This window comes from Candidatus Poriferisodalis sp., from assembly GCF_965208485.1.
In the GTDB taxonomy this organism is placed as follows: domain Bacteria; phylum Actinomycetota; class Acidimicrobiia; order Acidimicrobiales; family Poriferisodalaceae; genus Poriferisodalis.
In genome coordinates, this window is the sequence record NZ_OZ242344.1 from 849,112 (window position 1) to 860,595 (window position 11,484).

Sequence of the window (11,484 nt, forward strand, 5' to 3'; positions counted from 1 at the left end):
TCCACGGGAGGTTACGCGCCCCGCCTGCGGGTCGTTCCAGCCGGCTAGTCGCGAGCCGCCGGTGAAAGATCGCGGGCCGCCTGGACGGGGTCGATGCCGCCGAAGGGCATGATCGAGATCGCGGACACGTCGACGCCGTTGGCGTGATAGCGGTCGATGTGCTCCCTGCAGGCATCCGGCGGGCCATGCACCAACAGCTCATCGACCAGATCGTCGTCAATGACCTCAAGAGCGCCTCGGCGGTCGCCGTCGGACCAGCGCTCCCACATGGCTGCGAGCAGTTCACCGCGTCCGAGCCACCGATGGAACTCGGCGTACACCGGCACGTTGAGATAGGCAGCGATCGCACGCTTGAAGCCCGCTCGGACCGTGTCGGCGTCGGGATTGGGGCACACGAAGATGCGGGCCACCACTTCCTTTCCCTCGCCGCCCTCGTCGACGTAGGGCCGGACCGTGGCCACGTCGTCAGCCGAGAGCCAGTTGATGACGGCGCCGTCGCCCTCGCTGCCCGCCAGCCGCAGCATGCCCGGGCGCAAAGCGGCCAGCAGGATCGGCGGCTGGATCTCCGGAGGCCTGCCGAGGCGGAAGCCCTGCACATCGAACGTGTCGTAGGTCTCGCTGATCCGCTCGCCGGTGAGGGCCTCGCGCAGGAACCGGACGGTGTCGCGTGTGCGCTTGAACGGCTCGTCGAACGGAATGCCGTTCCAGCGTTCGACGATGACGTTGGAGGACGCGCCGATGCCCATGGCGAAGCGGCCCGGCGCTGCCTCGCAGATGGCCGCGGTCTGCTGGGCCAGCAATGCGGGGCCGCGGGTGAATGCCGGGACGATGGCGATGCCGAGGCGCACGTCGGGCACCCATTGGCTGGCCAGCACCAGCGGGGTGAAGCCGTCGGTGCCATCCGCCTCGGAACTCCAGAACTCGGTGTAGCCGAGGTCGGCGAACTCCCGGCAGAGATCGGCTTGGGCATGCAGCGGATCGCCGAACGGGACAGTGATCCCGTAGCGCCAGTCATTTCGATTGTCGGTCACGGCGCGCAGACTAGTGAGGCGCGACGGGGCCGAACCGCTCGACAGCACACGGAACGGCCAGCACGACGGAAACTGTTGTGCCGGGCGGGCGAAGCATCAAGCTCCCGAGTCCTTGGCTTTCCGGCCTGATCGCGGCCGAACAACGCCGCTGCCATGCCCGCGATGAGCGGCCCGATGCTCATGACCAGTGTTCCGCCGACAACCCGAGAGGCACAGGCAATTGCCAGACAGATCAGCGAATTGCGCACCCAGATCAAGTGTGGGCGAACTCCACTGGTAGTTGCGACTGATCGGTCATGACGACCGGTTGTCTGCCGAAACGACCGCCAATAGAGCTTGCCGAGCTTGTCGCTCTTCAGCACGGTCCCGTGCATCCGGTACCAGTTCTCAGTCTCTCGTTGCCATGCAATGCCGAGAGCCTCAATAATCCGAGCCTCGAGGACGGCGTCTCAGCGAGGGCCGGTCGCCTTGCTGCTGCCGTACAGTTCGATTGCCGCCATGTCGGCGACGAGTTCGCGGTAGGTGCTGAGGCGCTCAGCGGGGAGTCTGCCGGCCTCAGCGGCGGCGACCACGGCGCAGTCCGGCTCGATCGTGTGTGCGCAGTCGGCGAAGCGGCAGCGTCGAGCGAATTCTGCGATGTCGCTGAAGGTCAGGGCCACGCCGTCGTGGGTGCCGACGGAGTGCCGAAGCCCCAGACTGCCTCCCCAGGGAATCAGGTCCTGCAGGCCCGGCGTGTCCACCAGCGTGCCCCCGGCGGCGTCTCCGACCGCGACGAGCTGACGCCGCACAGTGGTGTGCCGGCCGCGGCCGTCAGGGCTGAGCGGCGCCACCGGCACCATGTCGGCACCGGCGAGGCGGTTCGCGAGCGACGACTTGCCGACTCCTGACGGTCCGCTCAGCGCCACGGTCGCGCCGTCGGCGGTCAAGGCACCCAGCTCGTCAAGGCCGCGGCCGTCGACAGCGCTTGTCGCCAGGATCGGCACATCGGCCGCTGCTGCGCCGAGGCGGCGCCGGAGCGCACTGACGATCGCTTCGCGCTTCGCGTTCGACACGGTGTCGGTCTTGTTCACGACGATCACCGGTCGGACACCGCCGCTGAACGCGGCCGTGAGGTACCACTCGATGCGGCGGCCGATGCTGGCTGCGTCGTTCGTCCCGATACTGGCTCGCTCGTCGGGTGTCGTGACGATTGCCAACACGTCGGCGTTGGCGGCTACGAGCTGCGGCTGTACCCGCGGGCCGACCGCGCGGCGGCACAGCAGCGAGGTCCGCTCGAGCACCTCGGTGATGACGACGCGCTGGTTGTGGCGGGGCTCACGGGAGCGAACGACCCAGTCGCCGACGGTCGGGTAGTCCAGCGGCGACCGAGCTGCGTCGCGCACTGCGGCGTCCAGCGCAGCGCGCATGCCGCCCCGCTCGTCGGCCAGTTCATAGGCGCCGCGGTGGGTGACCGCGATCCGACTGATGACGTGACCAGACGGAGTGCGAGGATCCCGACCGGAGCGGCGAAGCCAGCCGAGTTGGCCGAGATCTGCTGCGGGCGGCAGCGGGGCCTCGGTGGCGTCACTCATGCCGCAGCCATGCCTCGTCGTAGCGGCCTACGCCGAGCCGGTGGCCTTCGACCACGTCGCCGTCGGGCAGCGTCGTGCGGCCCAGATCTCCCACAACCGAGGAGGCTGCGAGGACGCTCGAGGCGTAGCCCAAGTACACCCAAGGGGCCTCGTTGTTGAGCTCGGCGGAGAACTGCGCCACCGCTTGGCCCCGCTGCGGAGGGTCGTTCGCGGACTTGATCAGGCTCGCCAGCGCGGCGAGGTGCTCACCGGTGAAGTTCGACGCGTTCAGCGGAGTGGTTCTCACCGGCCCGACCGCCGCCGAGGCCAGCACCGCCGGATCCGACTCGCCCCCGACGCGCCAGCACGCAGCAGCGAAATCGCCGGCGAACGAGGGACTCTGGACCACCGAACCCGTAACACGGCTGATGAGGCCCGTGCGGGCGAGAGTCTCGACCTCGACGGCGACCAGACCGGTGAGCTCCCACTGATGCTCGAGCGTCGCCGTCATCCGCGACAGCGCAACATCGTCGGTGCACAGCACCCGGACCAGCACCGCATCACCGGGATCGCGGCCGTCAGAGCGTTCTGGGTCCTCTATGTACTCGTGCAGCAGCGACCGGGCCCGTTCGAGGTCATGTCCCGGCCAAGCCCGCGCCACGTCCGCTGCGTGCCAGATGCTGCCAGGCGCCCACCACTGCGTTGCGGCCAGCCAGTCCACATCGGGCCCGAGTGATCGGATGAGCTCGTCCTGGTCTGCTGATGCGACGAGCGCCCGCCGCACCCGGATGTCGTCGAGCGGGGCACGAAGCAGGTTGAACAGAACGACGCCAGCATTGTCGTCGAAGCTGCGGATCACGCTGAGCGGTTGACCCGCTCCATCGGACGTGCCGACGACGGCGGTGGCGAGTTCCGCCGATCGTGACATGAGGATGTCCCCCCGGCCTTCGACAAGCGCTGCGAGGCGATCTCGCTCGTCGTCGATCACCGTGAACCTGATCTCGTCCGCCCACGGCAGCTTCGAGCCGTCCGCAGCAGTTCGCCAGTAACCCCGATTGGCCTCAAGGACAGCCGGCTCGCCCGGCGACCAGCGACGGAACACGAACGGCCCGGTGCCCACCGGCGCCCTCGCGAAGATGTCGGGTTCTGCCGCTGCCGTCTTCACAGAGAAGACACGTCCCACAGGACCGGCCAACGCAGCCGGCAGCCCCGCATTGGGCTCGCCGAGCTCGATCACCAGCGTGAGACTGTCCAGCACGATGACCGAGGTGATCCGGGCGTCACGCAGATGGCCGCCGCTGGCGCGACCCGAGCGCAGCCAGTCATCGATGCCGGTCTTGACGGTCGCCGCGTCCAGCGGCTCGCCGTCGGTGAAGAAGATGCCCTCTCGCAGGCGAACGGTCCAGCGCTGGAGCGAGGCGTCGGCCGACACCGACTCCGCCAGCCAAGGAGCGACCGAGCCATCGGGAAGCACCACGGTGAGCGTCTCGAGCACATGGTCCATGACGCTGCGGCACGACCACGCGCACACATGATCCCACGGAGTCCAGCCTGCAATGGGTGTGGGATCGGCTGCCAGCAGCACCTGGAGCGTGCCGCCCCGGCGCGGCTCGCCGCCGACAGCCAGATCGCCTGACATGGCCTCGCGCGGCGGCTGGACGGCGGCCGCGGGCAGTTCCTCCGGCACTTCGACGACATCGCCAGCCAATAGGGGCGCGTCCGTGGAATCGGTCGATTCAAGAGCGACGGAACTGCACGCACCCGCCAACAGCAGCACCGCCGCAGGGGCCATCGCACGAGCACGCCAAGGTCTCAGCAGCCGCGGACGTCGCTGCTCGTGAACCATTCGAACCCGTGGACAGCCGCAATCCGCACCGACGCCGACGCTAGACGGTTGGCCCTGTCGCTCTAGCAGGCTGCTGGAACACTGCTGCCTGACGGCGATCTTGAGCGTCGGGTTTGGGTGGCCAAGTGACTTGGCGGGATGTTGGCCAGTTTGGTTTCCGCAGGTCAGACGCCGCTGCGCGGCGCCCAGCGGGCGGGTTCATGACCGGCGGGTGAAGAGGGTCCGGGACTTGGAGGTCTCGGGCCGCCGGTATGTCACCGGCACCCTTACCTGCCCACTCCACGCGCAAACGCGAAAAGCCCGCCATCAAGGCACCCACCGAGATCAGCCGCAACCAGATCGCTGAGGCCGTCTGCTGGGCGCGAGACGAAGGCACTTCGCGGGAACGGATCGGCGAGATGCTCGGAGTCTCTGCCCCCGACGCCCAAGAGCGCTACGGCACCCAGAACGTGCAATCGGGCGCGCAGCCCGCAGTTCAGCAGTCGGCGAGCGCAGCGAGCGCGTCGCAGAGTTCGATGCGCCGCCACCCGATGGCGCCGATTCGCTCGGTGAGGAACGAACGCCGGATCGGCTGGAGATTGTCGAACGACGCTGCGCATTCGAAAGCCAGCCCCTCCTCAGGCCCGAGCCTCAGCTCAGTCGGAATCGAACGCACTGTGCGTGTGACCGGGGCGACCACGATCCACTCCAGCACCGGCACGGCATCGCTGCGGGTGACCACCAAGACCGGGCGGCGCTTGTCGTCGGCCTCGGCCCACCACACGTCGCCTTGCGCGGGCCTCACCACGGCTCTTCAGCGATCATCGCCGTTGTGGCTGCGTCTGCCCACCCCACTTCCTGCTCGGTCTGAGGCTGTCGCCGGTAACCCTTCACGATGGCATCGCCAATGCGCCTGCGCCGGTGCTCATCGATGAGCGCAGTGAGGCCGCGCCTTACCGCGTCGGAGCGCGACTCGACGGCTCCTGCGGCCACGAGGTCGTCGATCTGACCTGCCACAGCATCGTCGATACGAGTCACGAACTGCGCCATGCGGTCAGCATAGCAATATGCATTGCGCGACCGGACGGCAGCGTCGCCGTCTACCTCGAATCGGGCTCGGCCATGCTGAGCGGGGTGGCGCTCCATCGCAGAACGTGCCGCCACCGCTGCCGCGGTCACCTGCATGCGCGCCGGCGCCGACCCACCCTTCGCCGAGGAGGTCGATACTGCTTCTGCCCGTTGAGCGCAGCACGGCGCTGCCCTCGCTGCTCGGTGCTGACGACCGTCGGCAGCAGGCGCGAGAGAGTTCCCTGATCGGCGGCGCCACCGGGCGGCAACAGATCAAACGACCTGCGCCAGCGCCTGACCGTGCACGTAGTGGAAGTAGGCGTCGGGGTTGTCTGCCCAGGCGCGCCAGCCCGCCGCGATCCACTCCAGCTCGTCTCGCGTCGCGCAGCCGTACTCGACCGCTTGGCGGGCGAACGCCGTGTGCAGGCAGCGCTCAGCCCATGAGCAGCCCCAATTCTGGCGAGTCTCGTCCGTCCAGAACTGCTGCACGACGCCTGACATCTGCACCTGCGGCAAGCCCGCTTCCCGGAACCAGGCGTACAGGTGCCGGCCCGCGTCGGGTTCAGCGCCGTTGTGGCGGCACACCGTGCGGTACACCTCCCGCCAGCGGGTGATCTGCTCGCTGGAGGGGTAGGACTGCATCGTGGAGTAGTCCGAGTCGCGCACCGCCACCCAGCCCCCGGGGCGCACCACTCGTGCCATCTCCCGGATCGCCGTCACGGGGTCGGACAGGTGCTGGCAGACCTGGTGGGCGTAGGCCACGTCGAAGGCGTTGTCGCCGTACGGCAGCTCGTACACGGAAGCTTCGGCGATCGTGACATTGGCGACACTGGCGCCGGCAACCGTGTCAGCGGCTGCGGCGAGGATGTCGCCGCCTGGCTCGATGCCCGTCACGTGACCGTCACTGGCCCAGCGGGCCAAACCCACCGTGATGGAAGCCGGACCGCAGCCCACGTCGAGGATCTGCGACTCCGGGCGGATCACATCGCGTGCGAACGCCGCGCAGTCCTCCGCAGTCCGGCGGGCGTGCTGGGCCACCGCTGCGGGCTGATGGCCGTGCGTGTACACGTCCACAGTCCGCACCGGCGACGAAGGCGACACGTCACCGCCCGCTGGTTCACCGAGGGCATCAGCCTGCCCTCCGCTGGCTGCGCCGCTGCCGGTCGCGTCGATGGTCGATGCTGGCGATGGCTCGCTGGGGTGATGCATCGGCGGCAGCGTAGTGACACCGCGCGGCGAGCCGCTGCGCAGATCCTCGAGGCCATGAACTACCGAGTCATCGGCCCCGACGAAGTCCGCGACCAGCTCGAACTGAAGCAGCATTGACCTCCAGCCGACCGGCGGGGCGCCGAGCAAAGCACATGCAGGACCCAAAGACAGCGACCAACCCGAGGTGAGGTTCCGGTCACGGTGATGCCAACAGGGCGCCCTCTCGCAAGCGAGACCGAACCCGCCGACCGCAATCTGCCAGCCCGCGTGTGCGTGGTCGGAGCCGGAGTCATCGGCTCAGCGTGTCCTCGATGATGACCGCGTACTCGGGACAGTTCGCAGCAGCGAGGCGGGCCTTGTCTTCCAAGCCGGCAGGAACCTCGCCGTCGCCGGCCGCGGTCGCGTAGCCGTAGTCGTCCACGTCGAAGAGCTCCGGCGCCAGCGAGTAGCAGCGGTTGTGTCCCTAGCACTTGTCGGCGTCAACGCTGATCCGCACGAGCAATCCCTCCTGCCGGCCATCAAGGCCGGCGCTCACCGAGACCGGGCACAGCACCCCGGCCGGCCCGAAGCTAGCGCAGCAATATGCCATAGCCTTGCCCCTGTCCGCTCCCGCACCCGCCAAGCAGAATGCCGAAACATGCGGGCGTGGCCAGAGGTACAAGCCCCTGACCTGCGGATTTGTAGTCGACGACCGTCCGAAAATCGGCTTTTTCAGCATCCTGCTAGGAGATCTCATGTCCGATGCCAGTGCCCGCCTCGCCGCCTTGCGTGCCAAGCACGACGGCGTCCAGACCACTCCAGTCGAGTCAAACGGCGCCCCCGAGGAGGATCCCACCAAGGTCTGGCACAAGACCGCCTGCGTGCTGTGCTCAAACAACTGCGGCATCGAGGTGAGGCTCGACGGCCGCAAGATCACGCGAGTGCGCGGTGACAAAGCGCATCCGGCCTCGAAGGGCTACACGTGTGAGAAGGCACTGCGGATCGACTACTACCAGAACGGCCGGGACCGCCTCACCACCCCGCTGCGGCGCAGGGACGACGGCACGTTCGAAGAAGTGTCGTGGGAGGTCGCGATCGCCGAGGTCGCCGAGCGTCTGGGGGACATCCGTGACTCGGTCGGCGGCGACAAGATTCTGTATTACGGCGGCGGCGGGCAGGGGAACCACTTCCCGGGCGCCTACGCGCGTAGCGTGTTGCAGACCCTCGGTGTGAAGTACCGCTCGAATGCGCTCGCTCAGGAGAAGACCGGCATGTTCTGGGCGCAGGGCAAGATGTTCGGTCGCCAGAACCTCGGGGCGGTGGGCGACTTCGAGCACACCGACTGCGCCGTGTTCATCGGCAAGAACCCGTGGCAGAGCCACGGCTTTCCCGAGACTCGCAACGAGCTGAACAAGATCCGCAACGACGACGAGCGCAAGCTCGTCGTGATGGACCCGCGGGTGTCCGAGACCGCCGCCATGGCCGACCATCACCTGCGGGTGCGGCCGGGCACCGACGCCTGGGCACTGGCGGCGCTGCTGGCGATCATGGTCTCCGAAGGGCTCACCGACGAGCGGTTCCTGGCCGAGCACTGCACGGGCTGGGACGAACTGCGTGAGCTGCTCGCGAGTACCGACATCGCCGACTGCGCCCGCAAGTGCGGCATCGAAGAGAGCGATCTGCGAGCCGCGGCACGCACGATGGGCAACGCCCGCTCGATGTCGACAGAGGAGGACCTCGGCGTCGAGATGGCGCCGCACTCCACGCTGAATTCGTGGCTGCAGCGGCTGCTGTACTTGGTGACCGGCAACTTCGCCAAGGCCGGCGGGATGAACCTGCCACTGCGGCTCGCCCCGATGTGCGGCCATTCGGGCGAGGGCGAGGTCGATCCCGTCACCGGCAACGCCATGCTGTCGGGACTGGTGGCCTGTGCCGCGATTCCCGACTGCATCGACACTGACCACCCCAACCGCTTCCGGGCAATGATCGTGGAGTCGGCCAACCCGCTGCACACCCTGCCGGACTCGAAGCGTTTCCGTGAGGCCTTCGCCAAGCTGGAGTGCCTGGTGGTGATCGATGTCGCCATGACCGAGACCGCTCGTGCAGCCGACTACGTGCTGCCGGCATGCTCGCAGTACGAGAAGCCCGAGGCCACGTTCTTCGCCGGCGAGATGCCGGCCAACTACTTCCAAGTGCGTCACCCGATTCTGGATCCGCTGGGCGACTCGCTGCCCGAGGCCGAGATCCACAGCCGGCTCGTGGCAGCCATGGGCGGGAGTGCCGCGTCCACCCCGGCGCTGGCTGATGCGGCGCAGCAGAGCCGGCAGTCGTTCATCGAAGCGCTCGGCGAGGCGTCGGCCGCCGATCCCGATGTCGGCGCGAAGCTGCCGGTGGTGCTCTACGACACGCTCGGGCCGACGCTGGGCGATATGGCCCCGGCTGCGGTGATGTTCGGTTCGGCGATGCAGGCCTCGATACGCTACCCCGACGAGGTGCGTGCTGCGGGCATCGAGGGCGACGGCGTCGAACTGGCCAGCAACCTGTTCGACAGGCTGGTGAATTCACCGTCGGGGATGATCTACAGCGTCAGCGAGTACGAACAGACTTGGGACCGCATTGCGCACCCCGATGGGAAGATTCACCTGCTCATCGAGGAGCTGGTCGACGAGTTCGAGTCGCTGCACGACGAGGAGCCTGCGGTGGGTCACAACCGCTTCCCGTTCGTGCTCTCGGCGGGAGAGCGGCGTTCATCCACCGCCAACGACGTCATCCGTGACCCGGAGTGGCGCAAGAAGGACAAGTCCGGCTCGCTGCGGATCAATCCGGACGACGCCACCGCGCTCGGCGTGGTGGACGGTGATCGCATCCGCATCACCTCCAAGCGAGGCGAGGCCGAGGCGCCAGCAGAAGTCACCGACACGGTCATGGCAGGCCATGTCACGCTCCCCCACGGCTTCGGCACCGAGTATCCCGACGAGGCCGGCGAGCACAAGATCCACGGCGTGGCCGTCAACGAGCTCACCGCCATCGAGGACCGCGACCCGCTGTCGCTCACCCCGCACCACAAGCACGTCCGCGTCGCCCTCGAACCCGCCGCCCGCTGACCTGGTGCCGAACGCCGTCTGCCTGCGAGGAATGCTCTGACCTGCGGCTTTGTGTCCGCGGATCGGCGATTTCGGCAATTGCTCAGCAGTCTCCTAGTGGTGCGTCGGCAATTTGCGCAGGGCCTGCCGAAGCCTGTTTCCGCAGGTCAGCGGGCCGCGACCTGCCCGCAAGAAAACCGCGACACACCACTAGCCTCTCGCCGAGCGCAATCGAAGTAACTGCCAGTGCAATGAGAGGAGACAGCACATGATCCCTAGGGACAGCAGAACGTCGGGGGCGGGACGAGTGCCGTTGGCGCTCGCAGCGCTTCTCGTGGGCCTTGCAACGCTGGCGCCGTCCGTCGGCGCCACGTCGGGCGAGGATTCGGGAAGCGATGCGACGCCAGCGCTCACGACGGTCGTCACGACCAGCCAGAGCGAAGACGGCAGCAGCCGGACCATGACGGTTGCAGTCGAAGTCGGCAGCAATCCGGGCAGCACGTCCACTCAAGGCGCCGAAGGCACTGAACGGGTTCCTGACACACAGGTCATCCCTCACTCACAGATCCCGCAAGCAAGAGCGAGATGGGGTTCTGCCAGTCCCAGCGAAGTGCAGCTCTCTTGGAAGTCCCCGCGGCGCAGGCCCAGCGCATATCAAGTGAACTGGAAGAGGCAGGGCGAGGAGTACCGGAGCGACATCGAGCTTGACGGATCTGAGCCTCTTCCTTATTGGGACAGGGCCACGGGCAATGTCGTGACAGGTGATGCCTCCATCACCTTGGACCGGCTCGCACCGGGCGGGACGTACAACATTCGAATTCGTGCGCTCTTCGCTCACCCTGCCGGCGACGTCTACGGGCTGTCCGGCGACTGGCTGGAGTTCCACCCGATCCGCTTGTACGGCGACCCCAACGCCATTGCGTGGGTCGACTCGTCGGTCGAAGAGCTCAGGACGGTCGATCTCGAATGGGGACCGCCGGCCAATGCGCCGACGCACTACTACATCAGGTGGAAGAAGGCTGCCGCGGATTGGCCGCTGATGACCAACTTCGTCTGGAGCGACGGACTGTGGAGATGGATTACGAACAACTTCGACCTGACTGGGTCTCAAGACTTCTTGCTCGTTGATGCCACGATGCTGTCGGCCGCGATAACCGGGCTGGATCACGATACGGATTACAACCTGCGCATCATGGCGCTCTACCGGGACCGCAGTTCACGATCTGTTGTGCAGGGACCTTGGCATCATGTCGACTTCACGACGCTGCCTAATCCCTACGAGGAATGGGTTCGAGAGCTCGACCCCCGCTGCGGCGAGACCGAGTCGGCCCAGCAGTACCGCTGTGGCGTGAGAAAAATCATCTACTACTGGGGCTACCCGCGACCAGATGGCCAGCCGCTCGGCGTCGACCTCGGCTGGCGTGAGGCAAGCAGTTCCAGCAGGCCGCCTCTCGACTCGTACACCGTGTCGAGACGGACCCGCAGCCTCCTGCGCGAGGAGTGGAGCGATTGGAAAGAGCTTGAGACCGTGGACATCGGCGACAGCCTCCTTTACAGACACCAGATCACCCCGGTGGCCTGCGGCTATTCGGAGTATCAGATCCGGCCCAACTACACGAACTACGAGATACCGGGCTATAGAGGCGAAGAGATACCGACACGGGGCCTTCTGTCGACGGTCGCGTACCCCTATCAGGGACCCTGCCGGGGCAGCTGAGGCCGACGCCTTTCCGAGCGTC

The 11,484-nt window shown here is 67.3% G+C and carries 9 protein-coding genes; 2 read left to right on the forward strand and 7 right to left on the reverse strand.

The genetic code is table 11. The annotated features are described in order from the left end of the window. Nucleotides 1-44: 44 nt before the first annotated feature. The 7 genes from ACOGXQ_RS03960 to ACOGXQ_RS03990 all read right to left on the reverse strand — a co-directional run bounded on the left by ACOGXQ_RS03960 (nucleotide 45) and on the right by ACOGXQ_RS03990 (nucleotide 7,104). Nucleotides 45-1,031, reverse strand: coding sequence for an LLM class F420-dependent oxidoreductase (locus ACOGXQ_RS03960; protein WP_419946151.1), 987 nt, complete (start codon nucleotides 1,029-1,031; stop codon nucleotides 45-47). A gap of 449 nt (nucleotides 1,032-1,480) precedes the next feature. Then, nucleotides 1,481-2,602: a ribosome small subunit-dependent GTPase A gene (rsgA, locus tag ACOGXQ_RS03965; protein WP_419946152.1), complete on the reverse strand. Its 1,122-nt coding sequence runs from the start codon at nucleotides 2,600-2,602 to the stop codon at nucleotides 1,481-1,483. After that, nucleotides 2,595-4,373 (reverse strand): ABC transporter substrate-binding protein, encoded by a 1,779-nt coding sequence (locus ACOGXQ_RS03970; protein WP_419946153.1) that lies wholly within the window; start codon nucleotides 4,371-4,373, stop codon nucleotides 2,595-2,597. The genes rsgA and ACOGXQ_RS03970 overlap by 8 nt, the downstream gene beginning before the upstream one ends. A 529-nt stretch (nucleotides 4,374-4,902) precedes the next feature. Further along, nucleotides 4,903-5,211, reverse strand: coding sequence for a type II toxin-antitoxin system PemK/MazF family toxin (locus ACOGXQ_RS03975; RefSeq protein WP_419946154.1), 309 nt, complete (start codon nucleotides 5,209-5,211; stop codon nucleotides 4,903-4,905). After that, nucleotides 5,208-5,456, reverse strand: coding sequence for a ribbon-helix-helix domain-containing protein (locus ACOGXQ_RS03980; protein WP_419946155.1), 249 nt, complete (start codon nucleotides 5,454-5,456; stop codon nucleotides 5,208-5,210). The genes ACOGXQ_RS03975 and ACOGXQ_RS03980 overlap by 4 nt, the downstream gene beginning before the upstream one ends. A gap of 291 nt (nucleotides 5,457-5,747) precedes the next feature. Then, nucleotides 5,748-6,797, reverse strand: a complete 1,050-nt coding sequence (locus ACOGXQ_RS03985; protein ID WP_419946156.1) for a methyltransferase domain-containing protein — start codon at nucleotides 6,795-6,797, stop codon at nucleotides 5,748-5,750. Between the two features lie 175 nt (nucleotides 6,798-6,972). Next, the gene (locus ACOGXQ_RS03990; RefSeq protein WP_419946157.1) at nucleotides 6,973-7,104 is read right to left on the reverse strand and encodes a ferredoxin; all 132 of its coding nucleotides are present in this window, start codon (nucleotides 7,102-7,104) and stop codon (nucleotides 6,973-6,975) included. Nucleotides 7,105-7,417: 313 nt separating this feature from the next. Between ACOGXQ_RS03990 and ACOGXQ_RS03995 the strand changes: the two genes are divergently transcribed. Both ACOGXQ_RS03995 and ACOGXQ_RS04000 read left to right on the forward strand, forming a co-directional pair. Then, complete coding sequence (locus tag ACOGXQ_RS03995) at nucleotides 7,418-9,766, forward strand: molybdopterin-dependent oxidoreductase (RefSeq protein ID WP_419946158.1); 2,349 nt, start codon at nucleotides 7,418-7,420, stop codon at nucleotides 9,764-9,766. Between the two features lie 247 nt (nucleotides 9,767-10,013). After that, complete coding sequence (locus ACOGXQ_RS04000) at nucleotides 10,014-11,462, forward strand: fibronectin type III domain-containing protein (protein ID WP_419946159.1); 1,449 nt, start codon at nucleotides 10,014-10,016, stop codon at nucleotides 11,460-11,462. Nucleotides 11,463-11,484 lie beyond the last annotated feature (22 nt).